Consider the following 25,253-nt stretch of genomic DNA (forward strand, 5'->3'; position numbering starts at 1 on the left):
CCCGACGGCCGGCACCACCAGCAAAGATCACCCTGGCGCCGATGAGTAAGGCGTACAGAACCACTCCACAGGAGGACCCCAGTGGCGAAGGCGAAGTTCGAGCGGACTAAGCCGCACGTCAACATCGGCACCATCGGTCACATCGACCACGGTAAGACGACCCTCACGGCCGCCATTACCAAGGTGCTGCATGACGCGTACCCGGACCTGAACGAGGCCTCGGCCTTCGACCAGATCGACAAGGCTCCTGAGGAGCGCCAGCGCGGTATCACCATCTCCATCGCGCACGTCGAGTACCAGACCGAGTCGCGTCACTACGCGCACGTCGACTGCCCCGGTCACGCGGACTACATCAAGAACATGATCACCGGTGCCGCCCAGATGGACGGCGCCATCCTCGTGGTCGCCGCCACCGACGGCCCGATGCCGCAGACCAAGGAGCACGTGCTCCTGGCCCGCCAGGTCGGCGTTCCGTACATCGTCGTCGCCCTGAACAAGGCCGACATGGTGGACGACGAGGAGATCCTGGAGCTCGTCGAGCTCGAGGTCCGTGAGCTCCTCACCGAGTACGAGTTCCCGGGCGACGACGTTCCCGTCGTCAAGGTCTCGGCGCTCAAGGCGCTCGAGGGCGACAAGGAGTGGGGCCAGTCGGTCCTGAACCTGATGGCCGCCGTCGACGAGGCGATCCCGCAGCCCGAGCGTGACGTCGACAAGCCGTTCCTGATGCCGATCGAGGACGTCTTCACGATCACCGGTCGTGGCACCGTCGTCACCGGTCGTATCGAGCGTGGTGTCCTCAAGGTCAACGAGACCGTCGACATCATCGGCATCAAGACCGAGAAGACCACCACCACGGTCACCGGCATCGAGATGTTCCGCAAGCTGCTCGACGAGGGCCAGGCCGGTGAGAACGTCGGTCTGCTCCTCCGTGGCATCAAGCGCGAGGACGTCGAGCGCGGCCAGGTCATCATCAAGCCCGGTTCGGTCACGCCGCACACCGAGTTCGAGGCCCAGGCCTACATCCTGTCCAAGGACGAGGGTGGCCGCCACACGCCGTTCTTCAACAACTACCGTCCGCAGTTCTACTTCCGTACGACTGACGTGACCGGTGTTGTGACCCTCCCCGAGGGCACCGAGATGGTCATGCCGGGTGACAACACCCAGATGACCGTCTCGCTGATCCAGCCCGTCGCCATGGAAGAGGGCCTGAAGTTCGCCATCCGTGAGGGTGGCCGGACCGTCGGCGCCGGCCAGGTCGTCAAGATCACCAAGTAAGTCCCGGTGGTTTGACCTGGCAGCTCACCGAGCTGCAAGAAGGGCCCCGCGCCTCTGGGTGCGGGGCCCTTCGGCATGTCCGCGTGTCAGGTGCGGACCCGGGCCGGGGTCCAGACCCACGGGTGGGCGTCCGCGCCCATGCCGACGGCCGTGGCACCGGAGGCGCCCAGGTGGAGCGCGGGGGAGTCCAGCGGCTCGACGCCCTGAGTGCGGGTCAGGATCCGGGGCCCTTCGCGGAGTCGGATCCGGCCGCGGAGATCCCGGCCGAGCAGTACCGGACCGGTGGGGGAGGGGGCCGCGGCGAGCGCGCCGTAACCGTCGAAGCCCGCGCGCAGCACCCGGCCGTCGGCCCGCACCGACGTCACCGCCGACTCGGCCGGCCGGCGGTAGTGGAGCTCCACGCCACCGCCGGGTGCGGGCACCGCGGTGAGCGACTCGCCGGCTGCCGCAGGCGTCCCCGTCGGGCGGAGGGTGAGCTCCTGACCCGGCGCGTCCTGGGTCCAGTGGTGCACGGAGTCGCGGCCCGCGGCGTGGACGTGGACCAGCCCGGCAGCGTCCACGACCGCCGAGAGACCGTCCTGGATCCCGCCGGCCGCGTTTGTCCCTTCGGTCCCGCGAGCCCTTCCGTCGGCCCTTCCGTCGGTCCACCCGTCGGTCTCGCCGCCGGCCCACCCTTCGGTCTCGCCGCCGCCGAGATCGCGCCACCGGTCCCAGCGCCCGTCACTGCCCCGCACGCGTGCGCTGAGGCCCTTGTCCGCGTTGCGTACGAAGAGGTGGACCCGCCCGTCGGGGGCGGCCACCGCGACCGGAACGCCGATCCGGCGGCCCCGGTCGTCGTCCCGCTCCGGATTGCCGAGGCCCCGCCAGGCGAGGAAGTCCCCGCCCGCGGCACGCTGTTCGAGTACGACGATCTCGCGCCGGTTCGCCCCGCCGTGCCCGCCGAACGCGGCGAACCGCAGCCCGAAGAGCAGCTGCCGCCCGTCCGCGAGCGCCGCCGAGCCCAGCGCGGGCGCGAGCGGCCCGCCGCCGAGGTCGTCGGGGTCGCCCCATTGGCCGCTGCCGGGCGCGGTCTCGCGCCAGCGCACGGCCCGGAGCCCCAGCACCCCGTAGGCGGTGAGCCGCCCGTCCGCCTCGTCGGTCACGAGGGGCCGGGCACCCGGATAGCGGTGGTGGGTCGAGCGGACCCAGCCCTTCTTGTTCGTCAACGGGCGTGTGCCGCCCACGTTGTAGTCGCCGCAGCCGGACGGGTTGCCGCACGGCCAGTCCGGGTCGCCTCCGTACGGGACGAGATGGGCGGCCTTCTCGGCGAGCGTGGCGGCGGGCAGGTTCTTGGGCCAGTGCCGGTTGTAGTAGCCGCGGAAGGCGGTGGCGACGAACGCCGGGAGCTGTCCACCGTCCTTCGCCGACTCGGCCACCCAGCGCAGCATCGCCGCCCAGCTGAAGCACGCCACCGCGGTGTGGTCGGCGTGGTCCGCGTAGCCGCGCTGCTCGCTGTCCTTCTTACGGGTCGCCTCGTCGCTGTGCTGGATGTCCGGGTCGGGATCCAGGGTCTGGACGACGGTCGGCCGGTACTGATCCATGAGCCCGACGAGCACGTCGACGAGCTGGTCGTAGTCGTACGACACGGTTCTGTGCAGCGGTGAGTCGGCGGAGACGACGGTGTGCAGGCCCAGCGCCCGGTCGCGCCAGAGGCTGGGCAGCGCATCCCAGCGGCGGGGCGTGTGCATGGGGAGGTTGAGGAAGAGCAGTTCGATCCGGCGGTCGCCGTTGGCGAGCGTGTCGACCTCGGCCCGGTGGTCGCCGCGGAGCGAGGCCACGCCCTTCTGCCACTCGGTGAACCGGTCGAGGCCGAGCATGGAGGCGTATGCCTGGCGCAGGCCCTGGTGGCGGGCGGAGGAGTAGGCGGGGCGGTCGGCCGGGACGTCCCGGCCGCCGGGTATGTGGTTCCTGCCGTCGTGCTCCCCGGCGGTGACGTACACGCAGAGGAGGGGGACCCCGGAGTCCACCAGCCGCTGGGTGTCCGGGTTCATGAAGTACAGGTCGTCGTCCGGGTGCGCCAGGATCTGCATCAGCTGGGCGCGGCGTGAGCGGGCGATCGGCATGCCGGGCGCGGGATCCGCGGTGGGGGTGGGGCGCCGGGGCGCGGGCACGGAGCAGGCGGTGAGTGCGCTCGCGGCAGCGGTTCCGGCGAGGGCGGTGAGGGCGGCGAGGACGGAGCGCCGGCGAGGCCGGGGTCGCTCGGCCAACCCGTCGGGTCTGCCTGTGGAATGTGCCGCAGGCATGCTGCGCGCAGCGCTCTCGTTCACGTGCCGTGCTCCGTCCGCTTCCCCCGCAGCGGGCGGGCATGGGCCCCCGTCTGCGTACTGTCTGTCCCCAGGTCGCGGAGGGCAGGGCTTGGTCGGAGCCCGCCTCCGCGCTCAGCTAGACGCGCCTGCGGAGCGCGGGGTTGCCGTGCTCTGCGCCTCACCTGCGCCGACCCGCCCTTCCGCCAGGAGGACGCGGAGGCGGGCCATGCGGTGGGCGATGTCGCGCCGTGGTTCGGGCGGAGCAGGTGCCTGAGTCACGGGGAACCGCTGCGGGAAGCGAGCCGCCTCGTTCCCCTGCGTGGTTGCCGGGTGGCGGTCAAGCTGCGCATGTGAGCACCCCGTACAGCGTCTCGTCGCCGACGTCGCCGACGTTGCCGCAGCGTCGAAAGTCCTGACGAGGATGCCCGGTTCGAAGGGATGGACCCCGTCGAGGGCGACGTCGAGGGCGACGACGAGGGCGACGACGAGGGCGAGGGCGAGGGTGAGGGCGAGGGCGAGGACGACGACGAGGGTCAGGGTGAGGGCGACGACGCGGTGCGGATCCGCGGCCGGATGCATGCAGGCATCCGTCAACCGGCCAGTGCCGGGACGTCGCCGCCCTCCGCCCAGGTGAGCGTGGTCCCCGGCAGGTCCCTCAGCCACCGCTCGGCGATCTCCGCGAGCCGTGCCCGGTCCGGCGGGGTCCGGCCGAGCCCGATGGCGTACCGGGCGCCCTCCGGGCCGGACGCGAAGGGCCGGGGCCAGGCGTGGGCGCCTTCCACACCGGCCGCCTCCAGTGCGGTGAGCAGGGCCCGTACGCGCCCGCGCACCCGACCCGCGGCCGGCCCGGCGGGCACGGTCAGCACCGCCCAGGCCGTGTGCCGGCGATGCAGCGGCGGCGGTGCGAGCAGCTCTCCCCAGGGCACCGCGGAGCCCGCCGCCTCCAGCAACTCCCAGGCCCGGTAGAGCTCCTGGGCCACCAGCTCCTGCCCGCTTGTGCCGAGCTGATCCGAGCAGGACCTGACGGGCTCGCTCGGCGTCATGACCGGTTGCCGCCAGTCCCACGCGGCCCAGGTCGCGAAGAAGCGCCGCAGCAGCGCGGCGTCGGCCGTCTCGGCCGTCTCGGCCGGGCCCTGGGCCCCGTCCCCGGCCTCGCAGACCGTGCGGGCCGTCCGGGCCGCCAGGAGGGACCAGGCCAGGCCAGGGAGACCGCCGAAGGGGGGGTGAGTCCAGGCCGCGGGCCCCGGCCCAGGACTTGATCCGCCGGGCGAGGAGGGTGAACGCTTCCACGTGCGGGCCCGCGACGGCCAGCACGGCGTCCGCGTCGCTCACCGCGCTCAACGCCACCGAGGCCGCATCGCCCAGCTCGGCGCGGCGGGCGACCGCGTCGGGCGGGGGGACGGCGCCCGTGGCGGCCACGACCAGGTCCACGTCGAGTCGGCCGACACGCAGCCGTAGCCCCGGCACCCTGGCGCCCACGACCTCCCGGACGTCCGTGGCCTCCGGCAGCGCCGCCGCGACCCGCGCCCGTACGTCCTCCGGCGCGGCGCCGCCCGGCAGTGCCGCGACCAGGTTCAGGTCGGCGCCGGGCAGCTGGCAGCCCATGCGCCGTGAGCCGACGACGTACACGACGCCGTCGGCCAGCGCGTCCGACACGCGCTGCGCGGTGCGCCGGGCGTGCGCCGTGCGGGGCGCGTCCTCCTCGGAGGGCGGTCCGGTGACGGAGGGCGGTCCGGCGGCGCCCTCCTCCGGCGCCCATCGCACCTCGCCCGTCCCCATCGCGACCGTCGCGCGCACCCGCATCGGCTCGTCGCCCCGCCGGGACAGCAAGGCGAGCTCCCCGATCCGGGCCGTCGCGCCGCCGAGCAGGGCCTCGCACCGTGCGGCCAGCGGGTTCGGATCGTGGGTCCGTCCCAGGGACAGATGCGGGATGAAGCCTTCCGCGGCCTTCCCGCGCCGCCCCGCGCACAGCGGGAAGCGCTCCACCAGCGCCTCGTACAGCCGGGCCCACGGCTCCTCGCCGCCCGCCGCGGGGTCGAGCCACACGGTGGCGTCGTCCCGGTGCCCGAACCAGTTGACGCCTTCGAGCCGGGCGGTGAACGGGGCGACCTTCGCCGCGGCCGCCGCGAGCAGCGGGGCCGCCCGCTCGAAGTCGGACTCCGGTACGAAGCCGAAGAGGACGTTGACGTGCGGCGGCCAGCGGCGGATCTGGCGGTCGTGCTCCTGGCGGATGTGCTGGATAGGCGGCCACAGCTCCCGCGGAGGGAGCCACGCCACGGCCGTACGGGGCGTCGGCCGCACGGCGAGCACGTTCGCGCGTACGTCCGCCGGTGCATCCAGGGGTGCGTGGGAGTCCAGAGGTGCGTGTGCGTCCAGGGGTGCCTGGGAGTCCAGGGGCGCGTGGGCATTCACGGGTGCGAGGGCGTTCACGGGTGCGTGGCCGTCGTGCGCGTCGAGGCTCAGCTCCGCCACCACGCCGTAGTGGTCGGACACGTACAGCCCCTCCGGGCCCGGCGCGTCACCCGTCAGCGCCGCACCGTCCACCCGCAGCCCCTCCGCGCGCAGCAGTACCCGGTCCAGCCGGGACGCCCGCCCCGTCTGGGACGCCACCGCCGCCAGCGGGTTGACGCCCGGGTCGAAGGTCGGGGTCCGGTCGTCGAGCCCGTGCGTCTCGCTCCACGCGTCGCGCATCCCGAGCGTCGTCTCCGGCACGTCCGTACCGTCGTTGAAGTCGCCCAGCAGCAGCAGATTCCCCTCGACTCCCGCCAACCCCTCGGCGAGCGCGCCGAGTTCGGCCTCCCGCCGCGCCACTCCGTTCTCGGAGTGGTCGCTGCTGAGATGGGTGGCGGCCACGGTCACCGGGCCCTCCGCGGTTTCCACGACCACAGCCGTCACCGCCTTGTGCGGGCCGAGGACGTGCATCCCCGCCTCCCGCACCGGCAGCCGGCTGAGCAGCAGCACGCCGCAGTCGTCGACGTCCATGCCGGACGGCTCGGTGCCCAGCGTGTACGCCTCACGTACCCACTGCGCGTCCAGCAGCACCGAGAGCAGCCGGGACTCCACCTCCTGGAGCGCGATGACGTCCGCGTCGGCCTCCCGGAGGGCGTCGAGGAGGAGCGGGCGGCGCCTCGTGGTGTCGATGCGGTCGCTGTTGTAGCGGTCCCAGAACGTGTTCCAGGTCAGGACGCGCAGTCCTGCCGTGGCGGGCACGCCCCGCGGCGCCCGCGCGGGCGCCCAGCCGCCGGAACGGTCCCAGACGGACGGCGTGCGCGGCGTGAAGAAGGGCGCCCGCAGCCGGCGCGGGTCCCGTACCCGCCCCGCGTCGGTCGCATCGATCCGGTCCACGCCCGTCGAGCGGTCCCAGACCACTTCACCGTCGGCCTCGAAGAACAGCACCCGGTGCCAGGGGATCTCGCCGCCCGGGTCGAAGTCGTCGAGCGGCAGCCGCTCGGGCGGGGCGCCGCGCTGGCTGATCCCGATCACGAAGCGGGCCGGGTCGAAGCGCGCGTCCCAGCGCACCCGGTGGTAGATCTCCTCGCTCGTACGCACCTACGCCTCCTCCTCGACGGTCCCGTCCGCTCCGACGTACCAGGCGCGGTGGGCCTGGCCCGGGTACGGCGGGACGAACCGGTGCAGCTGCGAGGCGGGCACCTCGGGCGGCACCGGGTGCGTCCGGCCGGCGTTGCGCCGGGCCGGCTCGTCCTCGCCCGACGAGGACGACGGCGTGCGTGACGAGCGCGTCGCGGCGCCGGGCGACCGCGTGCACCAGGGAACGCTGGTGCGGGTTGAGGGACGTGGCGTCCCACACCACGGTGCCACCTTCCGCCGGCGCGGTGTCGAGCCGGTGCAGTCCTGCGCACAGGACTGCACCGCCCGCGCGCTGGTCGGCCTGCGGCCTGCGACCCGCGACCCTCGCGCAGCTCGTCGAGCGACATGTACGCGTCGACGCCGGGCAGGCTCCGCGCGAAGGCGCCTCTTGCCGCTGCCCGTGGGCCCCACCATGTGGATCAGCTTCGGGAACTCCCCCCGACCGCCACCGCCAGGTCGCCGCGACCGCCTCGTCGACGGTCCGGATGCGCCCCTGCGCGTACGCTCCCCGCGCCTCGGCCCGGCAGCGGACGGCCGCATCCGCGGGCAGACCGGCGAAGGCCGCGCGCAGTCCGTGCAGGGGCCGCGCCTCCTCGGTGTGCAGCGCCGACCACTCCACCCCGGTGGACGACCCGCCCGCACCCCGCGCTGGTCCTCAGACCGCTCGCGGGAGTCCACGCCCGCCGCCACATCGACGTCCTCCACCGCCCTGAGCGGACGGCCCGGACGGTCGTCCGAACGGTCCTCGCGGAACTGCGGCGGGCGGCGGTGTCGATCCGGAGCCGTGACGCGTAGCGCTCCGCGCACCGGGACGGACGACCTCGCCGGCGGCGACGAGCGTGCGGGGGTCGCAGGACCTCCCTGCCCAATGACGCCGCCCGCCCTCGGCGGCTCAGCGGGTCCGAGCGCGGAGTGTGCGGCGACGCCAGCCGCGGGCGTCGATCCTGCGCGGCTGGTTCCGGACACGGGCCGCGGCCTTCCATGGGGGAGATGCTTCCCGCTCCGCCGGCCGGGGAGCTGGAGGCCGGGTGGAAGGAGCCGGACGGGGTCCGCCTCTGTGCGTGTCACGTCCGAACTCAGTCCCAGGCTCGGGCCAGGGCGCTGAGACGGTCCCGGTACTCCAGTACCTCGATCCACTCGGGCAGCCAGTACTTCGGGCCGTTCTTCGCCCCGGCGAAGGCGCCGGCGAGGGCTGCGATCGAGTCGGAGTCTCCGGAGGAGTGGGCTCCCCGTGCGATCGCTGCTCGGGCGTCGCCCCTGACCACCAGGAAGCAGTACAGGGCGGTGGCGAGGGCCTCCTCGGCGATCCAGCCGGCACCGACGACCTCGCAGGGGTCCTGGCCGATGTCCGGCTCGCGCAGGGCGTCGGTCACCTTGTCGAGGGCGGCCCGCAGGCACTCGTTCACCGGGTCACGTTGGCACAGCGGTACAGCGTCCGCACCAGCCGTATCCCGAGGGTCCGGATTTGCCCCGCATGGTCGATCGGAGCCCTCGGCACCCGCAGCATGATCCGGTCGCCGCCGAACAGCCCCCACGCCCGTCGTCGAGGGCGGCCGAGCGTGCCCACCCCCTCGACCCCCGAGCCGGACCCCGGACCCCGGACCGCGGTCGCCGGAGGTTCCGCGCGCCGCGGTTTGACACGCAACCCCGCCGGGGTAATCTCTTCGGCCCGATTGGCGTCCCCAGCGGCCTGTGTGGCAGACTATCCGGGTTGCTCGGTTGAGTGCCGATGCTGCGCGCCTCCCGCCGGGAGGACCGGAAGCGAGTCCCACAGTACTCGTCGCCCCAACTGCCCCCAGGGCAGCGCTGGGGCGGACGTACGGGAATCTTCCGGGAAGTGTCAGCGGGGCCCCGGCCAGGCACCCGGTGGGTTTTCTCCCCCGTCCAGCGGTCTCTTCTGCGGATCGCAATCCCCTCCAGCAGGGAATCCGTCACTGGATATCTGCGTAGCGGGAGTGCGACACGCCCGACCGCGTGGGTCGGAGAGAAGGCTGTTAACACCGGGTTCCAGAGCGTTACGAGACAGACAGGACTACGAAGTAGCCATGGCGGGACAGAAGATCCGCATCCGGCTCAAGGCCTACGACCACGAGGTCATCGACTCCTCGGCGAAGAAGATCGTCGAGACGGTGACCCGCACTGGTGCGTCGGTCGCGGGCCCGGTGCCGCTGCCCACTGAGAAGAACGTGTACTGCGTCATCAAGTCGCCGCACAAGTACAAGGACTCGCGCGAGCACTTCGAGATGCGCACGCACAAGCGCCTCATCGACATCCTCGACCCCACGCCGAAGACGGTTGACTCGCTGATGCGTCTCGACCTGCCGGCGGGCGTCGACATCGAGATCAAGCTCTGAGGTGACGCGCGAGATGGCTAAGCAGATCAAGGGCATCCTGGGCGAGAAGCTCGGCATGACTCAGGTCTGGGACGAGAACAACCGTGTCGTCCCGGTCACCGTCGTCAAGGCCGGCCCCAACGTCGTCACCCAGGTCCGTACGAACGACACCGACGGCTACGAGTCGGTCCAGATCGCCTTCGGCGAGATCGACCCGCGCAAGGTGAACAAGCCCCTCAAGGGCCACTTCGCCAAGGCCGACGTGACCCCGCGCCGCCACCTGGTGGAGCTCCGTACCTCCGACGCCAGCGAGTACACGCTCGGCCAGGAGATCACTGCCGAGGTGTTCGAGTCCGGCGTCAAGGTCGACGTCACGGGCAAGAGCAAGGGCAAGGGCTTCGCCGGTGTCATGAAGCGTCACAACTTCAAGGGCCTCGGCGCCGGTCACGGCACCCAGCGCAAGCACCGCTCGCCCGGTTCCATCGGTGGCTGTGCCACCCCGGGCCGTGTGTTCAAGGGCCTCCGCATGGCGGGCCGTATGGGCAACGAGCGGGTCACCACCCAGAACCTGACCGTCCACGCCGTTGACGCGGAGAAGGGTCTGCTGCTCATCAAGGGCGCGGTTCCCGGTCCGAACGGCGGCCTCGTCCTGGTCCGTACCGCGGCCAAGGGGGCCTGAGGTAACCGATGAGCACCATTGACATCCTTTCGCCCGCTGGCGACAAGGCCGGTAGCGTCGAGCTCCCCGCGGAGATCTTCGACGCCAAGGTCAGCGTTCCGCTGATCCACCAGGTCGTCGTCGCGCAGCTGGCCGCTGCCCGCCAGGGCACGCACAAGACCAAGACCCGCGGCGAAGTCCGTGGTGGTGGCAAGAAGCCTTACCGCCAGAAGGGCACCGGCCGCGCCCGTCAGGGTTCGACCCGTGCGCCGCAGTTCGCCGGCGGTGGCGTCGTCCACGGCCCCGTGCCGCGTGACTACTCGCAGCGGACCCCGAAGAAGATGAAGGCCGCCGCCCTGCGCGGTGCCCTCACCGACCGGGCCCGTCACTCCCGTATCCACGTCGTCTCCGGCGTGGTCGAGGGCGAGATCTCCACCAAGGCCGCCAAGACGCTGTTCGGCAAGATCTCGGAGCGCAAGAACCTGCTCCTGGTCGTCGACCGCAGCGACGAGGCCGCGTGGCTCTCCGCCCGCAACCTGCCCCAGGTGCACATCCTGGAGCCGGGCCAGCTGAACACGTACGACGTGCTCGTCTCCGACGACGTGGTCTTCACCCAGGCCGCCTTCGAGTCCTTCGTGTCTGGCCCCAAGGCCGTTGAGACCGAAGGGAGCGAGGCCTGATGACTGAGGCCGCCGTCACCAGCAAGACCTTCTCGGACCCGCGCGACCTGCTGATCAAGCCGGTCGTCTCCGAGAAGAGCTACGCGCTGCTGGACGAGAACAAGTACACGTTCGTTGTCGACCCGCGCGCCAACAAGACCCAGATCAAGCAGGCCGTCGAGGCGGTCTTCCAGGTCAAGGTCACCGGGGTCAACACGATCAACCGTCAGGGCAAGCGCAAGCGCACCCGCACCGGTTTCGGCAAGCGTGCCAACACCAAGCGCGCCATCGTGACCCTTGCCGAGGGCAGCCGAATCGACATCTTCGGCGGTCCGACCGCCTAAGGGCGGTCCGGATCGTCCGATATCGGACGAGGACTGAGAAATGGGTATCCGCAAGTACAAGCCGACGACTCCGGGCCGTCGTGGCTCCAGCGTCGCCGACTTCGTCGAGATCACGCGGTCCACGCCGGAGAAGTCGCTGGTCCGCCCTCTGCACAGCAAGGGCGGCCGTAACAACGCCGGTCGTGTGACCGTTCGCCACCAGGGCGGTGGCCACAAGCGCGCCTACCGAGTGATCGACTTCCGTCGTCACGACAAGGACGGCGTGCCGGCCAAGGTCGCGCACATCGAGTACGACCCCAACCGCACCGCGCGCATCGCGCTCCTGCACTACGCGGACGGCGAGAAGCGCTACATCCTGGCCCCCCGCGGCCTGCAGCAGGGTGACCGGATTGAGAACGGCCCCGCGGCCGACATCAAGCCCGGCAACAACCTGGCGCTGCGCAACATCCCGGTCGGTACGACCCTGCACGCCATCGAGCTGCGGCCCGGCGGCGGCGCGAAGTTCGCCCGCTCCGCGGGTGCCTCCGTGCAGCTGCTGGCGAAGGAGGGCTCCATGGCCCACCTTCGTATGCCGTCGGGCGAGATCCGCCTGGTCGACGTCCGCTGCCGCGCCACCATCGGCGAGGTCGGCAACGCCGAGCAGTCGAACATCAACTGGGGCAAGGCCGGCCGCATGCGCTGGAAGGGCGTCCGCCCGACCGTCCGCGGTGTCGCCATGAACCCGGTCGACCACCCGCACGGTGGTGGTGAGGGCAAGACCTCCGGTGGTCGCCACCCGGTCTCCCCGTGGGGTCAGAAGGAGGGTCGTACTCGTTCTCCCAAGAAGGCGAGCAACAAGTACATCGTCCGCCGCCGCAAGACGAACAAGAAGCGCTAGGAGCGGGTTTAGATGCCGCGCAGTCTCAAGAAGGGGCCCTTCGTCGACGACCACCTCATCAAGAAGGTGGACGTCCAGAACGAAGCAGGCACCAAGAACGTCATCAAGACCTGGTCCCGTCGCTCGATGATCGTCCCGGCCATGCTGGGCCACACGATCGCGGTGCACAACGGCAAGACCCATGTCCCGGTGTTCGTCACCGAGTCCATGGTCGGCCACAAGCTCGGCGAGTTCTCGCCGACTCGCACCTTCCGCGGCCACGTCAAGGACGACCGGAAGTCGAAGCGCCGCTAATCGCGGGGTGGAAACGACTATGACTTACACCGAAGGGACAACCATGGAAGCCAGGGCCCAGGCGCGGTACATCCGCGTCACGCCCATGAAGGCCCGCCGCGTGGTGGACCTCATCCGTGGCATGGACGCCACGGAGGCTCAGGCGGTCCTGCGTTTCGCCCCGCAGGCCGCGAGCGTGCCGGTCGGCAAGGTGCTGGACAGCGCCATTGCCAACGCCGCGCACAACTACGACCACACGGACGCTTCTTCGCTGTTCATCAGCGAGGCGTACGTCGACGAGGGCCCGACCCTGAAGCGGTTCCGTCCGCGTGCTCAGGGCCGTGCCTACCGGATCCGCAAGCGGACCAGCCACATCACCGTGGTCGTCAGCAGCAAGGAAGGAACCCGGTAATGGGCCAGAAGGTAAACCCGCACGGGTTCCGGCTCGGTATCACCACGGACTTCAAGTCCCGTTGGTACGCCGACAAGCTGTACAAGGACTACGTCAAGGAAGACGTCGCCATCCGTCGGATGATGACGTCCGGCATGGAGCGCGCCGGTATCTCGAAGGTTGAGATCGAGCGCACCCGTGACCGCGTGCGGGTGGACATCCACACCGCGCGTCCCGGCATCGTCATCGGCCGCCGTGGCGCCGAGGCCGACCGCATCCGCGGCGACCTCGAGAAGCTCACGGGCAAGCAGGTCCAGCTGAACATCCTCGAGGTCAAGAACCCCGAGGTCGACGCTCAGCTCGTGGCCCAGGCCGTTGCCGAGCAGCTGTCCTCCCGCGTCTCCTTCCGTCGGGCCATGCGCAAGAGCATGCAGTCCGCCATGAAGGCCGGCGCCAAGGGCATCAAGATCCAGTGTGGTGGCCGTCTCGGCGGCGCCGAGATGTCCCGCTCGGAGTTCTACCGCGAGGGCCGTGTGCCGCTGCACACGCTCCGCGCGAACGTCGAGTACGGCTTCTTCGAGGCCAAGACGACCTTCGGCCGTATCGGCGTGAAGGTCTGGATCTACAAGGGCGACGTCAAGAACATCGCCGAGGTCCGCGCCGAGAACGCCGCTGCCCGCGCCGGCAACCGCCCGGCCCGTGGTGGCGCTGACCGCCCGGCCGGCCGTGGTGGCCGCGGTGGCGAGCGTGGCGGTCGCGGTCGCAAGCCGCAGCAGCAGGGGGCCCAGAGTGGCCAGCAGCAGCCTGCCGAGGCCCCCAAGGCCGACGCTCCCGCCGCCGCTGCCGCTCCGGCTGAGAGCACCGGAACGGAGGCCTGACCGAAATGCTGATCCCCCGTAGGGTCAAGCACCGCAAGCAGCACCACCCCAAGCGTCGCGGTATGGCCAAGGGTGGTACGACGGTTGCGTTCGGCGAGTACGGCATCCAGGCCATGACTCCGGCGTACGTGACCAACCGCCAGATCGAGGCGGCTCGTATCGCGATGACCCGCCACATCAAGCGTGGCGGCAAGGTCTGGATCAACATCTACCCGGACCGCCCGCTGACGAAGAAGCCCGCCGAGACCCGCATGGGTTCCGGTAAGGGTTCCCCGGAGTGGTGGGTCGCGAACGTGCACCCGGGCCGGGTCATGTTCGAGCTGTCCTACCCGAACGAGAAGATTGCGCGTGAGGCTCTGACTCGTGCAGCGCACAAGCTGCCGATGAAGTGCCGGATCGTCAAGCGCGAGGCAGGTGAAGCGTGATGTCGGTCGGTACCAAGGCGTCCGAGCTGCGCGAGCTGGGCAACGAGGAGCTTGTTGCCAAGCTCCGCGAGGCCAAGGAAGAGCTGTTCAACCTCCGCTTCCAGGCGGCGACGGGCCAGCTCGAGAACCACGGCCGGCTGAAGGCCGTCCGCAAGGACATCGCCCGGATCTACACCCTGATGCGTGAGCGCGAGCTGGGCATCGAGACGGTGGAGAGCGCCTGATGAGCGAGAGCAACGTGACTGAGAACAAGACCGCGGAGCGCGGCTTCCGCAAGACCCGTGAGGGTCTGGTCGTCAGCGACAAGATGGACAAGACCGTCGTCGTCGCTGTCGAGGACCGCGTCAAGCACGCGCTGTACGGCAAGGTCATCCGCCGTACGAACAAGCTCAAGGCGCACGACGAGCAGAACGCCGCGGGTGTCGGCGACCGCGTCCTCCTCATGGAGACCCGGCCGCTGTCCGCGACGAAGCGCTGGCGCGTCGTCGAGATCCTCGAGAAGGCCAAGTAATTTTGCGGGGGCCCACGCCCCCGCATGCCCCCCGCTGGGACCCCGGTCCCAGCACTAGTTCCGCCAGGCTCCGGGGACTGCTCGCGCAGTCCCCGGGGAACCGGCAGACGATCAGGAGATAGACGTGATCCAGCAGGAGTCGCGACTTCGCGTCGCCGACAACACTGGTGCCAAGGAGATCCTTTGCATCCGTGTTCTCGGTGGCTCGGGTCGCCGCTACGCGGGCATCGGTGACGTCATCGTCGCCACCGTCAAGGACGCGATCCCCGGTGGCAACGTGAAGAAGGGTGACGTCGTCAAGGCGGTCATCGTTCGCACCGTCAAGGAGCGCCGCCGCCAGGACGGCTCGTACATCCGCTTCGACGAGAACGCCGCCGTCATTCTGAAGAACGACGGCGACCCTCGCGGCACCCGTATCTTCGGCCCGGTGGGCCGTGAGCTGCGCGAGAAGAAGTTCATGAAGATCATCTCGCTCGCGCCGGAGGTGCTGTAAGCATGAAGATCAAGAAGGGCGACCTGGTCCAGGTCATCACCGGCAAGGACAAGGGCAAGCAGGGCAAGGTCATTGCCGCTTTCCCGCGCGAGGAGCGCGTCCTGGTCGAGGGTGTCAACCGGGTCAAGAAGCACACCAAGGCCAACCAGCCGGGCCGCGCCTCGCAGGCCGGCGGCATCGTGACCACCGAGGCCCCGATCCACGTCAGCAACGTTCAGCTGGTCGTGGAGAAGGACGGCAACAAGGTCGTGACTCGCGTCGGCTATCGCTTCGACGACGAGGGCAACAAGATCCGCGTTGCCAAGCGGACTGGTGAGGACATCTGATGACGACCACCACGACTCCGCGTCTCAAGACGAAGTACCGCGAGGAGATCATCGGCAAGCTGCGTGAGGAGTTCTCGTACGAGAACATCATGCAGGTTCCGGGCCTCGTCAAGATCGTGGTCAACATGGGTGTGGGCGACGCCGCCCGCGACTCCAAGCTGATCGAGGGCGCCATCCGCGACCTCACCACGATCACCGGTCAGAAGCCGGCCGTCACCAAGGCCCGCAAGTCCATCGCGCAGTTCAAGCTGCGTGAGGGCCAGCCGATCGGTGCCCACGTCACGCTCCGTGGCGACCGCATGTGGGAGTTCCTGGACCGCACCCTGTCGCTCGCGCTCCCGCGCATCCGCGACTTCCGCGGCCTGTCCCCCAAGCAGTTCGACGGCCGTGGCAACTACACCTTCGGTCTCACGGAGCAGGTCATGTTCCACGAGATCGACCAGGACAAGATCGACCGCGTCCGGGGTATGGACATCACCGTGGTCACCACGGCGACCAACGACGCTGAGGGCCGCGCCCTTCTCCGTCACCTCGGCTTCCCGTTCAAGGAGGCGTAAGCGAGATGGCGAAGAAGGCTCTGATTGCCAAGGCTGCTCGTAAGCCCAAGTTCGGTGTGCGTGCGTACACCCGCTGCCAGCGCTGCGGCCGCCCGCACTCCGTGTACCGCAAGTTCGGCCTCTGCCGCGTGTGCCTTCGTGAGATGGCTCACCGTGGCGAGCTGCCGGGCGTGACCAAGAGCTCCTGGTAATCCCCGTAACCACGGGAATTACCAGAGGCTCTCGGTAAGCAACGGGACGGCGGGGCCCTCCCTCACATGCCGTAGGCTTGTGGGGTTGGGCGCCCGCCGCCCTGATCGACTTACTACGCCGTAGGTCCCCGTGCCGCACCCGTCCCGCCCATGTGTGGGGAGAGGGATGGCGCATACAGGAAACCCCGGCGAGAGAGGCCGAAGGCCAATTCATGACCATGACTGATCCGATCGCGGACATGCTGACTCGTCTGCGTAACGCGAACTCGGCGTACCACGACTCCGTGACGATGCCGCACAGCAAGATCAAGTCTCACATCGCGGAGATCCTCCAGCAGGAGGGCTTCATCACGGGCTGGAAGGTCGAGGACGCCGAGGTCGGCAAGAACCTCGTCCTCGAGCTGAAGTTCGGCCCGAACCGTGAGCGCTCCATCGCGGGCATCAAGCGGATCTCCAAGCCCGGTCTCCGGGTGTACGCGAAGTCCACCAACCTGCCGAAGGTGCTGGGCGGCCTGGGCGTGGCGATCATCTCCACGTCGCACGGGCTCCTCACCGACAAGCAGGCCAGCAAGAAGGGTGTGGGCGGGGAAGTCCTCGCCTACGTCTGGTAGTCGGGAACGGAGGAGAAGAAACATGTCGCGTATCGGCAAGCTCCCCATCTCGGTTCCCGCCGGCGTGGATGTCACCATCGATGGCCGTACGGTCCAGGTGAAGGGCCCCAAGGGCACCCTGACCCACACCGTTGCCGCGCCGATCGAGATCGCGAAGGGCGAGGACGGCGTTCTGAACGTCACCCGCCCGAACGACGAGCGTCAGAACAAGGCCCTGCACGGCCTGTCCCGCACGCTGGTGGCCAACATGATCACCGGTGTGACCGCGGGGTACACGAAGGCGCTCGAGATCAGCGGTGTCGGTTACCGCGTTGCCGCGAAGGGCTCCAACCTGGAGTTCCAGCTCGGCTACAGCCACTCGATCCTGGTGGAGGCCCCCGAGGGCATCTCCTTCAAGGTCGAGTCGCCGACCAAGTTCTCGGTCGAGGGCATCGACAAGCAGAAGGTCGGCGAGGTCGCCGCGAACATCCGCAAGCTGCGCAAGCCCGACCCGTACAAGGCCAAGGGCGTGAAGTACGCGGGCGAGGTCATCCGCCGCAAGGTCGGAAAGGCTGGTAAGTAAGCCATGGCATACGGCGTGAAGATTGCCAAGGGCAAGGCCTACAAGGGCGCTTCCCTGAAGCGTCGCCACATCCGCATCCGCAAGAAGATCTCGGGTACCCCGGCGCGTCCGCGCCTGGTCGTCACCCGGTCCAACCGCGGGATCACGGCTCAGGTCATCGACGACCTCGCGGGGCACACCCTCGCGTCGGCGTCCACCCTGGACTCGTCCATCCGCGGCGGCGAAGGCGACAAGTCGTCGAAGGCGAAGCAGGTCGGCCAGCTCGTGGCCGAGCGTGCCAAGGCCGCCGGCGTCGAGGCTGTCGTGTTCGACCGTGGCGGCAACCAGTACGCGGGGCGCATCGCCGCCCTGGCGGACGCCGCCCGCGAAGCCGGCCTGAAGTTCTGAGCCGGTTCCGTAGCTCAGCGGAAAACGAAGAGAGGTAATTCCAATGGCTGGACCCCAGCGCCGCGGAAGCGGTGCCGGTGGCGGCGAGCGGCGGGACCGGAAGGGCCGTGACGGCGGCGCAGCTGCCGCCGAGAAGACCGCTTACGTTGAGCGCGTTGTCGCGATCAACCGTGTCGCCAAGGTTGTGAAGGGTGGTCGTCGCTTCAGCTTCACCGCGCTGGTCGTGGTGGGCGACGGTGACGGCACCGTGGGTGTCGGTTACGGCAAGGCCAAGGAGGTGCCGGCCGCCATCGCCAAGGGTGTTGAGGAGGCCAAGAAGCACTTCTTCAAGGTCCCCCGTATCCAGGGCACCATCCCGCACCCGATCCAGGGCGAGAAGGCCGCGGGCGTCGTCCTGCTCAAGCCGGCTTCCCCCGGTACCGGTGTTATCGCCGGTGGCCCGGTGCGTGCCGTGCTCGAGTGCGCCGGCGTTCACGACATCCTGTCGAAGTCGCTCGGCTCCGACAACGCGATCAACATCGTGCACGCGACCGTGGCGGCCCTGAAGGGCCTGCAGCGTCCCGAGGAGATCGCGGCCCGCCGCGGTCTGCCGCTCGAGGACGTCGCCCCCGCGGCTCTGCTTCGTGCGCGTGCGGGAGCGGGTGCGTAATGGCCCGCCTCAAGATCACGCAGACGAAGTCGTACATCGGCAGCAAGCAGAACCACCGCGACACCCTGCGCTCCCTTGGTCTCAAGGGCATCAACACGCAGGTCGTCAAGGAGGACCGCCCCGAGTTCCGCGGCATGGTGCACACCGTCCGCCACCTCGTGACGGTTGAGGAGGTCGACTGATCATGGCGGAGCAGAACCCGCTCAAGATCCACAACCTCCGTCCCGCCCCGGGCGCCAAGACCGCGAAGACCCGTGTCGGTCGTGGTGAGGCGTCGAAGGGTAAGACGGCCGGTCGTGGTACCAAGGGCACCAAGGCCCGCTACCAGGTTCCGGAGCGCTTCGAGGGTGGGCAGATGCCCCTCCACATGCGCCTCCCGAAGCTGAAGGGCTTCAAGAACCCGTTCCGCACCGAGTTCCAGGTCGTGAACCTGGACAAGCTGGCCGCGCTCTACCCGCAGGGTGGCGAGGTCACGGTGGCCGACCTGGTCGCCAAGGGCGCGGTGCGCAAGAACAGCCTCGTCAAGGTCCTTGGCCAGGGCGAGATCTCCGTGGCGCTGCAGGTTTCGGTTGACGCCGTCTCCGGCTCCGCCAAGGAGAAGATCACCGCCGCCGGCGGTACCGTCACCGAGCTCGTCTGAGACGAGCCGATGGCCTGAACGCCCAACCGGGGATGCCTCTCAAATGGGGCATCCCCGGTTGGTCGTTCCAAGGGGGGCACACTCGCCGGTAAGGTGGCGAGCGTTGTTGCTGTTATTTGCCCGGGGGGTGACTCCCGGAACAGGTCGCGAGGGACCCCAGGGCCCCGAGCGGCTTGACTTATACGTATTCGTCGAACCTCAAGACCGTCACCTCTGACGCTTTGCGCGGGGGTCGCAGGAGGCACCGTGCTCACCGCGTTCGCCCGGGCGTTCAAGACGCCCGACCTGCGCAAGAAGCTGCTCTTCACGCTCGGCATCATCGTGCTGTACCGGGTAGGCGCACACATCCCGGTACCCGGCGTCAGCTACGAGAACGTCCAGCAGTGTGTCGACCAGGCGTCGAAGAACAACGGCAGCCTGTTCGGCCTCGTCAACATGTTCAGCGGCGGGGCGCTGCTGCAGATCACGATCTTCGCGCTCGGCATCATGCCGTACATCACGGCGAGCATCATCCTTCAGCTGCTGACCGTGGTCATCCCGCGTCTGGAAGCCCTCAAGAAGGAGGGCCAGTCCGGCACGGCGAAGATCACCCAGTACACGCGGTACCTCACCGTCGCGCTGGCCGTCCTGCAGGGCACCGGTCTGGTGGCCACCGCCCGCAGCGGGGCGCTGTTCTCGGGGTGTCCGGTCGCCAGTGAGATCGTCCCCGATCAATCGATCTTCGTGACCGCCACCATGGTGATCACGATGACCGCCGGCACGGCCGTCGTCATGTGGCTCGGTGAGCTGATCACCGACCGCGGTATCGGCAACGGCATGTCGATCCTGATGTTCATCTCCATCGCGGCCGGTTTCCCGGGCGCGCTGTGGGCCATCAAGGAGAGCGGCAAGCTCGCCAAGGGCTGGATCGAGTTCGGGACGGTCATCCTGATCGGCTTCGTGATGGTCGCCCTCGTGGTCTTCGTCGAGCAGGCTCAGCGCCGTATCCCCGTCCAGTACGCGAAGCGCATGATCGGCCGCAGGTCCTACGGCGGTACGTCCACGTACATCCCGCTGAAGGTGAACCAGGCGGGTGTGATTCCCGTCATCTTCGCGTCGTCGCTGCTCTACATCCCGGCACTCATCGCCCAGTTCTCGAACTCGTCGTCCGGCTGGAAGACCTGGATCGAATCCCACTTCGTCACAGGTGACCACCCGTACTACATCACCGCCTACTTCCTCCTGATCGTTTTCTTCGCGTTCTTCTACGTGGCCATCTCGTTCAACCCCGAGGAAGTCGCGGACAACATGAAGAAGTATGGTGGCTTCATCCCGGGTATCCGGGCTGGTCGACCTACCGCCGAGTATCTGAGCTACGTGCTCAACCGGATCACCTGGCCGGGCTCGCTGTATCTGGGTCTGATCGCTCTTGTGCCGACGATGGCGTTGGCGGGCTTCGGCGGTGCCAACCAGAACTTCCCGTTCGGTGGCACCAGCATCCTCATCATCGTGGGTGTCGGTCTCGAGACCGTGAAGCAGATCGAGAGCCAGCTCCAGCAGCGCAACTACGAAGGGTTCCTCCGCTGATGCGAATCGTCCTCGTCGGACCGCCCGGTGCCGGCAAGGGAACGCAGGCCGCGTTCCTTGCCCGGAACCTGTCGATCCCGCACATCTCCACGGGCGACCTGTTCCGGGCCAACATCAGCCAGGGCACGGAGCTCGGCAGGCAGGCGAAGGCGTACATGGACGCCGGAAACCTGGTGCCCGACGAGGTCACCGTAGGTATGGCGAAGGACCGCATGGAGCAGCCGGACGCCGCGAACGGCTTCCTGCTGGACGGCTTCCCGCGAAACGTCGCGCAGGCCGAGGCCCTGGATGAGATGCTCGAGACCGAGGGCATGAAGCTCGACGCGGTGCTGGACCTGGAGGTCCCCGAGGACGAGGTCGTGAAGCGGATCGCGGGCCGCCGCGTCTGCCGCAACGAGAGCGCCCACGTCTTCCACGTGACGTACAGCCCGCCGAAGCACGAGGGCGTCTGCGACGCCTGCGGCGGCGACCTGTACCAGCGTGACGACGACTCCGAGGAGACGGTCCGCAGGCGGCTGGAGGTCTACCACACCCAGACCGAGCCGATCATCGACTACTACAAGGCCCAGGGCCTCGTGGTCACGATCTCCGCGCTCGGCAAGGTCAACGAGGTCACCGAGCGGGCGATGGAAGCCCTCCAGGGCGACCAGGCCGCGTAGGGCCCCGGCAGACCAGCAGTTTCCCGCGCTTCGGCCGCGGTGCCCCTCGGGGGTACCGCGGCCGTCGTGCTGCGTGACATCCGTACGGCACCGCGGCGCAGCGTGCCCGGCCCACCACGGCCGTATCGTGGTACGAGGCGCTCGCCGCGGATGCGGGGCGCCTCGCCGCGCCGGGCGGTCCCGCCCGTGCCGGCTCCCGAACCGTCGAACCCGGAAAGGCGTCAGCCCTCATGGTGCAGATCAAGACCCCCGAGCAGATCGCGAAGATGCGCGAGGCGGGACTGGTCGTCGCCGCCATCCACGCGGCGACGCGCGAGGCGGCGATCCCGGGCGCCACCACCAGGGATCTGGACGAGGTCGCCCGCAAGGTGATCGCCGACCACGGCGCCAAGTCGAACTTCCTCGGGTACGGCGGCTTCCCCGCCACGATCTGCACGTCCGTGAACGAGGTCGTCGTCCACGGCATCCCCGACGAGAAGACCGTCCTCAAGGACGGCGACATCATCTCCATCGACGCCGGCGCGGTAGTGGACGGCTGGCACGGCGACGCCGCGTACACGGCCTTCGTCGGCGACGGTCACGCCCCGGAGCTGCTGGAGCTTTCCCGGGTGACCGAGGAGTCCATGTGGGCCGGGATCGCCGCGATGAAGAACGGGAACCGGCTGGTCGACATCTCGCGCGCGATCGAGACGTTCATCCGCCGCCAGCCGAAGCCGGGCGGCGGCAAGTACGGGATCATCGAGGAGTACGGCGGCCACGGCATCGGCACCGAGATGCACATGGACCCCCACCTGCTGAACTACGTCTCCCGCAAGCGCGGCAAGGGCCCCAAGCTGGTCCCCGGCTTCTGCCTCGCCATCGAGCCGATGGTCTCGCTGGGCACCCCGCACACCGAGGTCCTGGAGGACGAGTGGACCGTGATCACCCTCGACGGCACCTGGTCCTCGCACTGGGAGCACTCGGTGGCGCTCACGGAGGAGGGCCCGCTGGTCCTCACCGCAGTCGATGGCGGCAAGGCGAAGCTGGCGGAGCTGGGTGTCACGGCGGCGCCGGATCCCCTGGCCTGAGTCGACTCTGACGGACGGAGTCCGGTGCAGCCGCTCGAAGCTTGTGAGGCGCCCCGGGCGCCGAGCCCGCGAGTGCGGCGTCGGGGATGGGTCGGCGGCAAGGCGAAGCCGGCGGAGCTGGGTGTCACGGCGGCGCCGGATCCCCTGGCCTGAGTCGACTCTGACGGACGGAGTCCGGCGCAGCCGCTCGAAGCTTGTGAGGCGCCCCGGATTCCCTGGTCGCCTGACCTTCGGGCGTCCGCCCCCCTGGCGTAACGATCATCCGTGGTGGGCAAACTTCTCGGATTCGTCTTTTCCAGGGGCCTGACGTAGACTGATGCGTCGGCTCTCGTGTACCCGTATGCCCGCTTGCGGTCAGATGGTGATCGGGAGCTGATCAAGGTAGCCGATTCGAAGGGCGAAGCGTGGCCAAGAAGCAAGGTGCCATCGAGATTGAGGGCACCGTGATCGAGTCTCTGCCGAACGCCATGTTCAAGGTGGAGCTCCAGAACGGTCACAAGGTCCTCGCGCACATCTCCGGCAAGATGCGGATGCACTACATCCGTATCCTCCCGGACGACCGGGTCGTCGTGGAGCTCTCTCCGTACGACCTGACGCGTGGCCGGATCGTCTACCGGTACAAGTAGATCTTGCCCTCGCCCCGCTCCCGTGGGGTGCTGGCACTGACCCGGAGAACCTCACATCCCATGAAGGTCAAGCCGAGCGTCAAGAAGATCTGCGACAAGTGCAAGGTGATCCGCCGTCACGGCCGGGTCATGGTCATCTGCGACAACCTGCGCCACAAGCAGCGCCAGGGCTGACGCACGACCTCCTGCACTTCGCAGTTACTTCGCGCGACGCGAGCAAAACATGTAGATACGCAGAGCCCGCCCAGCCCGCAAGGGTCGGCGGCACCTCCGGCGGGGGCCGGAGACCCGGACGTACCACCTCACACATCGGTGGGGTCGGCGGCCGGGGGTGGTTCTGCGGAAGACCCCCGAACACCACAGGAGCCATTGAATGGCACGCGTTTCCGGTGTTGACATCCCGCGCGACAAGCGTGTGGAGGTCGCACTCACCTACGTCTTCGGCATCGGCCGCACCCTGGCGAAGGAGACCCTCGCCGCGACCGGTGTGAACCCGAACACCCGCGTTCGTGACCTGGCCGAAGAGGACCTGGTCAAGATCCGCGAGTACGTGGACGCCAACCTCAAGACCGAGGGTGACCTCCGCCGTGAGGTCCAGGCCGACATCCGCCGCAAGGTGGAGATCGGCTGCTACCAGGGTCTGCGTCACCGCCGCGGTCTGCCGGTCCACGGCCAGCGCACCAGCACGAACGCTCGTACCCGCAAGGGCCCGCGTCGCGCCATCGCCGGTAAGAAGAAGCCGGGCAAGAAGTAGTCCTCAGCAGGACGCTCACCAGCGGTCTTCGCTGTAGGACCGACCACCTCCACGGGAGAAATACATGCCCCCCAAGGGACGCCAGGGCGCTGCCAAGAAGGTGCGCCGCAAGGAAAAGAAGAACGTCGCTCACGGCCACGCGCACATCAAGAGCACGTTCAACAACACGATCGTGTCCATCACGGACCCGACCGGCAACGTGATCTCCTGGGCCTCCGCCGGCCACGTCGGCTTCAAGGGCTCGCGCAAGTCCACCCCCTTCGCCGCGCAGATGGCCGCCGAGTCGGCCGCCCGCCGCGCGCAGGAGCACGGCATGCGCAAGGTCGACGTCTTCGTCAAGGGTCCCGGCTCCGGCCGTGAGACCGCGATCCGCTCCCTCCAGGCCACCGGCCTCGAGGTCGGCTCGATCCAGGACGTCACCCCCACCCCGCACAACGGCTGCCGCCCCCCGAAGCGCCGCCGCGTCTGACCCTGCAAGGGCTTCTTCGGGCGGTACGGCTCTCCGGGGCCGTGCCGCCCGTACCCTTGTCGGTATCCGAGGGCGTCAAATAGCGGGCGCCCACGACTGAAGGAACAAAAGACATGCTGATCGCTCAGCGTCCCTCGCTGACCGAAGAGGTCGTCGACGAGTACCGCTCCCGGTTCGTGATCGAGCCGCTGGAGCCGGGCTTCGGCTACACCCTCGGCAACTCGCTCCGCCGTACGCTCCTCTCCTCGATCCCGGGCGCCGCTGTCACGTCCATCCGGATCGACGGTGTCCTGCACGAGTTCACCACCGTGCCGGGCGTCAAGGAGGACGTCACCGACCTCATCCTGAACATCAAGCAGCTGGTCGTCTCCTCGGAGCACGACGAGCCGGTCGTGATGTACCTGCGCAAGCAGGGCCCGGGTCTGGTCACCGCCGCCGACATCGCGCCCCCGGCCGGTGTCGAGGTCCACAACCCCGACCTCGTCCTGGCCACGCTCAACGGCAAGGGCAAGCTGGAGATGGAGCTGACCGTCGAGCGCGGTCGCGGCTACGTCTCCGCCGTGCAGAACAAGCAGGTGGGCCAGGAGATCGGCCGTATCCCGGTCGACTCCATCTACTCGCCGGTGCTCAAGGTCACGTACAAGGTCGAGGCGACCCGAGTCGAGCAGCGCACCGACTTCGACAAGCTGATCGTCGACGTCGAGACCAAGCAGGCCATGCGTCCGCGCGACGCCATGGCGTCGGCCGGCAAGACCCTGGTCGAGCTGTTCGGTCTGGCCCGCGAGCTCAACATCGACGCCGAGGGCATCGACATGGGCCCGTCCCCGACGGACGCCGCCCTTGCTGCCGACCTGGCGCTGCCGATCGAGGAGCTGGAGCTCACGGTCCGCTCGTACAACTGCCTCAAGCGCGAGGGCATCCACTCCGTGGGTGAGCTCGTCGCCCGCTCCGAGGCCGACCTGCTCGACATCCGCAACTTCGGTGCGAAGTCGATCGACGAGGTCAAGGCGAAGCTGGCCGGCATGGGCCTGGCCCTCAAGGACAGCCCGCCCGGATTCGACCCGACCGCCGCCGCGGACGCCTTCGGCGCCGACGACGACGCGGACGCGGGCTTCGTCGAGACCGAGCAGTACTAAGAGAATTACGGGGGTGCGGGCTCCTTGCCCGCACTTCCCGTACCCCCCTCCCGCGACCGCGGC

The 25,253-nt window shown here is 69.1% G+C and carries 33 protein-coding genes and 2 pseudogenes; 31 read left to right on the forward strand and 4 right to left on the reverse strand.

Features of this window, described 5'->3' with window-relative positions:
• Positions 1-81 precede the first annotated feature (81 nt).
• A complete protein-coding gene (gene tuf, locus KK483_RS21410) occupies positions 82-1,275 on the forward strand; it encodes an elongation factor Tu (protein ID WP_242329288.1) in 1,194 nt (397 codons plus the stop codon).
• An 86-nt stretch (positions 1,276-1,361) separates the two neighbouring features.
• On the opposite strand, the gene KK483_RS21415 is transcribed toward tuf, so the two are convergent.
• The 3 genes and pseudogenes from KK483_RS21415 to KK483_RS21425 form a co-directional block, all read right to left on the reverse strand.
• Positions 1,362-3,557, reverse strand: coding sequence for a PIG-L family deacetylase (locus tag KK483_RS21415; protein WP_399016133.1), 2,196 nt, complete (start codon positions 3,555-3,557; stop codon positions 1,362-1,364).
• Positions 3,558-3,692: 135 nt separating this feature from the next.
• Positions 3,693-7,109, reverse strand: a complete 3,417-nt coding sequence (locus KK483_RS21420; RefSeq protein ID WP_262006822.1) for an RNA repair domain-containing protein — start codon at positions 7,107-7,109, stop codon at positions 3,693-3,695.
• Positions 7,110-7,767: pseudogene (locus KK483_RS21425) on the reverse strand (AAA family ATPase); the annotation flags it as partial.
• On the opposite strand from KK483_RS21425, the pseudogene KK483_RS21430 reads away from it, so the two are divergent.
• Positions 7,767-7,943, forward strand: a pseudogene (locus KK483_RS21430) (LysR family transcriptional regulator); the annotation flags it as partial. The pseudogenes KK483_RS21425 and KK483_RS21430 overlap by 1 nt on opposite strands.
• Before the next feature lie 281 nt (positions 7,944-8,224).
• On the opposite strand, the gene KK483_RS21435 reads toward KK483_RS21430, so the two are convergent.
• Positions 8,225-8,920 carry an ADP-ribosylglycohydrolase family protein gene (locus tag KK483_RS21435; RefSeq protein ID WP_313879471.1) on the reverse strand — a complete coding sequence of 232 codons (696 nt, stop codon included), beginning with the start codon at positions 8,918-8,920 and terminating at the stop codon, positions 8,225-8,227.
• 273 nt (positions 8,921-9,193) lie between these two features.
• Between KK483_RS21435 and rpsJ the strand changes: the two genes are divergently transcribed.
• The 29 genes from rpsJ to KK483_RS21580 all read left to right on the forward strand — a co-directional run bounded on the left by rpsJ (position 9,194) and on the right by KK483_RS21580 (position 25,190).
• Entirely contained in the window at positions 9,194-9,502 is a 309-nt protein-coding gene (gene rpsJ / locus KK483_RS21440) for a 30S ribosomal protein S10 (protein ID WP_003948644.1), read from the forward strand.
• A 13-nt stretch (positions 9,503-9,515) separates the two neighbouring features.
• Positions 9,516-10,160 carry a 50S ribosomal protein L3 gene (gene rplC / locus KK483_RS21445; RefSeq protein ID WP_242329291.1) on the forward strand — a complete coding sequence of 215 codons (645 nt, stop codon included), beginning with the start codon at positions 9,516-9,518 and terminating at the stop codon, positions 10,158-10,160.
• Positions 10,161-10,168: 8 nt separating this feature from the next.
• Positions 10,169-10,819, forward strand: a complete 651-nt coding sequence (gene rplD / locus KK483_RS21450) for a 50S ribosomal protein L4 (RefSeq protein ID WP_262006824.1) — start codon at positions 10,169-10,171, stop codon at positions 10,817-10,819.
• Entirely contained in the window at positions 10,819-11,142 is a 324-nt protein-coding gene (rplW, locus tag KK483_RS21455) for a 50S ribosomal protein L23 (RefSeq protein ID WP_262006825.1), read from the forward strand. Before rplD ends, rplW begins: the two co-directional genes overlap by 1 nt.
• Positions 11,143-11,182: 40 nt before the next feature.
• Complete coding sequence (gene rplB, locus KK483_RS21460; protein ID WP_262006826.1) at positions 11,183-12,019, forward strand: 50S ribosomal protein L2; 837 nt, start codon at positions 11,183-11,185, stop codon at positions 12,017-12,019.
• 12 nt (positions 12,020-12,031) lie between these two features.
• Positions 12,032-12,313, forward strand: coding sequence for a 30S ribosomal protein S19 (rpsS, locus tag KK483_RS21465; protein WP_003956461.1), 282 nt, complete (start codon positions 12,032-12,034; stop codon positions 12,311-12,313).
• 43 nt (positions 12,314-12,356) lie between these two features.
• Positions 12,357-12,704, forward strand: coding sequence for a 50S ribosomal protein L22 (gene rplV, locus KK483_RS21470; protein ID WP_009327087.1), 348 nt, complete (start codon positions 12,357-12,359; stop codon positions 12,702-12,704).
• Positions 12,704-13,561, forward strand: coding sequence for a 30S ribosomal protein S3 (gene rpsC / locus KK483_RS21475; protein WP_262006827.1), 858 nt, complete (start codon positions 12,704-12,706; stop codon positions 13,559-13,561). The genes rplV and rpsC overlap by 1 nt, the downstream gene beginning before the upstream one ends.
• A gap of 5 nt (positions 13,562-13,566) precedes the next feature.
• On the forward strand, positions 13,567-13,986 hold the full coding sequence (rplP, locus tag KK483_RS21480) for a 50S ribosomal protein L16 (RefSeq protein WP_005313579.1): 420 nt from the start codon (positions 13,567-13,569) through the stop codon (positions 13,984-13,986).
• A complete protein-coding gene (rpmC, locus tag KK483_RS21485; RefSeq protein WP_262006828.1) occupies positions 13,986-14,210 on the forward strand; it encodes a 50S ribosomal protein L29 in 225 nt (74 codons plus the stop codon). Before rplP ends, rpmC begins: the two co-directional genes overlap by 1 nt.
• On the forward strand, positions 14,210-14,497 hold the full coding sequence (rpsQ, locus tag KK483_RS21490; protein WP_262006829.1) for a 30S ribosomal protein S17: 288 nt from the start codon (positions 14,210-14,212) through the stop codon (positions 14,495-14,497). Before rpmC ends, rpsQ begins: the two co-directional genes overlap by 1 nt.
• 124 nt (positions 14,498-14,621) lie before the next feature.
• The gene (rplN, locus tag KK483_RS21495) at positions 14,622-14,990 is read left to right on the forward strand and encodes a 50S ribosomal protein L14 (RefSeq protein ID WP_003956455.1); all 369 of its coding nucleotides are present in this window, start codon (positions 14,622-14,624) and stop codon (positions 14,988-14,990) included.
• Positions 14,991-14,992: 2 nt separating this feature from the next.
• Positions 14,993-15,316: a 50S ribosomal protein L24 gene (gene rplX / locus KK483_RS21500; RefSeq protein ID WP_242329297.1), complete on the forward strand. Its 324-nt coding sequence runs from the start codon at positions 14,993-14,995 to the stop codon at positions 15,314-15,316.
• Entirely contained in the window at positions 15,316-15,873 is a 558-nt protein-coding gene (gene rplE / locus KK483_RS21505) for a 50S ribosomal protein L5 (RefSeq protein WP_262006831.1), read from the forward strand. The genes rplX and rplE overlap by 1 nt, the downstream gene beginning before the upstream one ends.
• Positions 15,874-15,878: 5 nt before the next feature.
• Positions 15,879-16,064, forward strand: coding sequence for a type Z 30S ribosomal protein S14 (locus tag KK483_RS21510; protein WP_003956452.1), 186 nt, complete (start codon positions 15,879-15,881; stop codon positions 16,062-16,064).
• A 212-nt stretch (positions 16,065-16,276) separates the two neighbouring features.
• Positions 16,277-16,675, forward strand: a complete 399-nt coding sequence (gene rpsH / locus KK483_RS21515) for a 30S ribosomal protein S8 (protein WP_017949652.1) — start codon at positions 16,277-16,279, stop codon at positions 16,673-16,675.
• Between the two features lie 22 nt (positions 16,676-16,697).
• A complete protein-coding gene (gene rplF, locus KK483_RS21520; RefSeq protein WP_262006832.1) occupies positions 16,698-17,237 on the forward strand; it encodes a 50S ribosomal protein L6 in 540 nt (179 codons plus the stop codon).
• Positions 17,238-17,240: 3 nt separating this feature from the next.
• Entirely contained in the window at positions 17,241-17,624 is a 384-nt protein-coding gene (gene rplR, locus KK483_RS21525; RefSeq protein WP_262006833.1) for a 50S ribosomal protein L18, read from the forward strand.
• 43 nt (positions 17,625-17,667) lie between these two features.
• Positions 17,668-18,273, forward strand: a complete 606-nt coding sequence (gene rpsE, locus KK483_RS21530; RefSeq protein WP_005313527.1) for a 30S ribosomal protein S5 — start codon at positions 17,668-17,670, stop codon at positions 18,271-18,273.
• Positions 18,273-18,455, forward strand: coding sequence for a 50S ribosomal protein L30 (gene rpmD / locus KK483_RS21535; RefSeq protein WP_010473936.1), 183 nt, complete (start codon positions 18,273-18,275; stop codon positions 18,453-18,455). Before rpsE ends, rpmD begins: the two co-directional genes overlap by 1 nt.
• A gap of 2 nt (positions 18,456-18,457) precedes the next feature.
• Complete coding sequence (gene rplO / locus KK483_RS21540; RefSeq protein WP_242329303.1) at positions 18,458-18,913, forward strand: 50S ribosomal protein L15; 456 nt, start codon at positions 18,458-18,460, stop codon at positions 18,911-18,913.
• A 246-nt stretch (positions 18,914-19,159) separates the two neighbouring features.
• Positions 19,160-20,479, forward strand: coding sequence for a preprotein translocase subunit SecY (secY, locus tag KK483_RS21545; RefSeq protein ID WP_262006834.1), 1,320 nt, complete (start codon positions 19,160-19,162; stop codon positions 20,477-20,479).
• Positions 20,479-21,138 (forward strand): adenylate kinase, encoded by a 660-nt coding sequence (locus KK483_RS21550; RefSeq protein ID WP_262006835.1) that lies wholly within the window; start codon positions 20,479-20,481, stop codon positions 21,136-21,138. The genes secY and KK483_RS21550 overlap by 1 nt, the downstream gene beginning before the upstream one ends.
• A 230-nt stretch (positions 21,139-21,368) precedes the next feature.
• Positions 21,369-22,205: a type I methionyl aminopeptidase gene (gene map, locus KK483_RS21555; RefSeq protein ID WP_262006836.1), complete on the forward strand. Its 837-nt coding sequence runs from the start codon at positions 21,369-21,371 to the stop codon at positions 22,203-22,205.
• Between the two features lie 404 nt (positions 22,206-22,609).
• On the forward strand, positions 22,610-22,831 hold the full coding sequence (gene infA, locus KK483_RS21560) for a translation initiation factor IF-1 (protein WP_003956442.1): 222 nt from the start codon (positions 22,610-22,612) through the stop codon (positions 22,829-22,831).
• A 60-nt stretch (positions 22,832-22,891) separates the two neighbouring features.
• Positions 22,892-23,005: a 50S ribosomal protein L36 gene (gene rpmJ / locus KK483_RS21565; protein WP_003956441.1), complete on the forward strand. Its 114-nt coding sequence runs from the start codon at positions 22,892-22,894 to the stop codon at positions 23,003-23,005.
• Positions 23,006-23,204: 199 nt separating this feature from the next.
• Positions 23,205-23,585, forward strand: a complete 381-nt coding sequence (gene rpsM, locus KK483_RS21570; protein WP_242329307.1) for a 30S ribosomal protein S13 — start codon at positions 23,205-23,207, stop codon at positions 23,583-23,585.
• A 64-nt stretch (positions 23,586-23,649) separates the two neighbouring features.
• The gene (gene rpsK, locus KK483_RS21575) at positions 23,650-24,054 is read left to right on the forward strand and encodes a 30S ribosomal protein S11 (RefSeq protein ID WP_003948617.1); all 405 of its coding nucleotides are present in this window, start codon (positions 23,650-23,652) and stop codon (positions 24,052-24,054) included.
• Positions 24,055-24,167: 113 nt separating this feature from the next.
• On the forward strand, positions 24,168-25,190 hold the full coding sequence (locus KK483_RS21580) for a DNA-directed RNA polymerase subunit alpha (RefSeq protein WP_003956430.1): 1,023 nt from the start codon (positions 24,168-24,170) through the stop codon (positions 25,188-25,190).
• Positions 25,191-25,253: the final 63 nt, after the last annotated feature.

The organism is Streptomyces sp. FIT100, from assembly GCF_024584805.1.
Classification (GTDB): domain Bacteria; phylum Actinomycetota; class Actinomycetes; order Streptomycetales; family Streptomycetaceae; genus Streptomyces.

Coding starts and splice junctions, on each gene's coding strand:
- KK483_RS21415 (WP_399016133.1), bottom strand. CDS start 3,557: ATGCCTGCGGCACATTCCACAGGCAGACCCGACGGGTTGGCCGAGCGA.
- rpsJ (WP_003948644.1), top strand. CDS start 9,194: ATGGCGGGACAGAAGATCCGCATCCGGCTCAAGGCCTACGACCACGAG.
- rplC (WP_242329291.1), top strand. CDS start 9,516: ATGGCTAAGCAGATCAAGGGCATCCTGGGCGAGAAGCTCGGCATGACT.
- rplD (WP_262006824.1), top strand. CDS start 10,169: ATGAGCACCATTGACATCCTTTCGCCCGCTGGCGACAAGGCCGGTAGC.
- rplW (WP_262006825.1), top strand. CDS start 10,819: ATGACTGAGGCCGCCGTCACCAGCAAGACCTTCTCGGACCCGCGCGAC.
- rplB (WP_262006826.1), top strand. CDS start 11,183: ATGGGTATCCGCAAGTACAAGCCGACGACTCCGGGCCGTCGTGGCTCC.
- rpsS (WP_003956461.1), top strand. CDS start 12,032: ATGCCGCGCAGTCTCAAGAAGGGGCCCTTCGTCGACGACCACCTCATC.
- rplV (WP_009327087.1), top strand. CDS start 12,357: ATGGAAGCCAGGGCCCAGGCGCGGTACATCCGCGTCACGCCCATGAAG.
- rpsC (WP_262006827.1), top strand. CDS start 12,704: ATGGGCCAGAAGGTAAACCCGCACGGGTTCCGGCTCGGTATCACCACG.
- rplP (WP_005313579.1), top strand. CDS start 13,567: ATGCTGATCCCCCGTAGGGTCAAGCACCGCAAGCAGCACCACCCCAAG.
- rpmC (WP_262006828.1), top strand. CDS start 13,986: ATGTCGGTCGGTACCAAGGCGTCCGAGCTGCGCGAGCTGGGCAACGAG.
- rpsQ (WP_262006829.1), top strand. CDS start 14,210: ATGAGCGAGAGCAACGTGACTGAGAACAAGACCGCGGAGCGCGGCTTC.
- rplX (WP_242329297.1), top strand. CDS start 14,993: ATGAAGATCAAGAAGGGCGACCTGGTCCAGGTCATCACCGGCAAGGAC.
- rplE (WP_262006831.1), top strand. CDS start 15,316: ATGACGACCACCACGACTCCGCGTCTCAAGACGAAGTACCGCGAGGAG.
- KK483_RS21510 (WP_003956452.1), top strand. CDS start 15,879: ATGGCGAAGAAGGCTCTGATTGCCAAGGCTGCTCGTAAGCCCAAGTTC.
- rpsH (WP_017949652.1), top strand. CDS start 16,277: ATGACCATGACTGATCCGATCGCGGACATGCTGACTCGTCTGCGTAAC.
- rplF (WP_262006832.1), top strand. CDS start 16,698: ATGTCGCGTATCGGCAAGCTCCCCATCTCGGTTCCCGCCGGCGTGGAT.
- rplR (WP_262006833.1), top strand. CDS start 17,241: ATGGCATACGGCGTGAAGATTGCCAAGGGCAAGGCCTACAAGGGCGCT.
- rpsE (WP_005313527.1), top strand. CDS start 17,668: ATGGCTGGACCCCAGCGCCGCGGAAGCGGTGCCGGTGGCGGCGAGCGG.
- rpmD (WP_010473936.1), top strand. CDS start 18,273: ATGGCCCGCCTCAAGATCACGCAGACGAAGTCGTACATCGGCAGCAAG.
- rplO (WP_242329303.1), top strand. CDS start 18,458: ATGGCGGAGCAGAACCCGCTCAAGATCCACAACCTCCGTCCCGCCCCG.
- KK483_RS21550 (WP_262006835.1), top strand. CDS start 20,479: ATGCGAATCGTCCTCGTCGGACCGCCCGGTGCCGGCAAGGGAACGCAG.
- map (WP_262006836.1), top strand. CDS start 21,369: ATGGTGCAGATCAAGACCCCCGAGCAGATCGCGAAGATGCGCGAGGCG.
- rpmJ (WP_003956441.1), top strand. CDS start 22,892: ATGAAGGTCAAGCCGAGCGTCAAGAAGATCTGCGACAAGTGCAAGGTG.
- rpsM (WP_242329307.1), top strand. CDS start 23,205: ATGGCACGCGTTTCCGGTGTTGACATCCCGCGCGACAAGCGTGTGGAG.
- rpsK (WP_003948617.1), top strand. CDS start 23,650: ATGCCCCCCAAGGGACGCCAGGGCGCTGCCAAGAAGGTGCGCCGCAAG.
- KK483_RS21580 (WP_003956430.1), top strand. CDS start 24,168: ATGCTGATCGCTCAGCGTCCCTCGCTGACCGAAGAGGTCGTCGACGAG.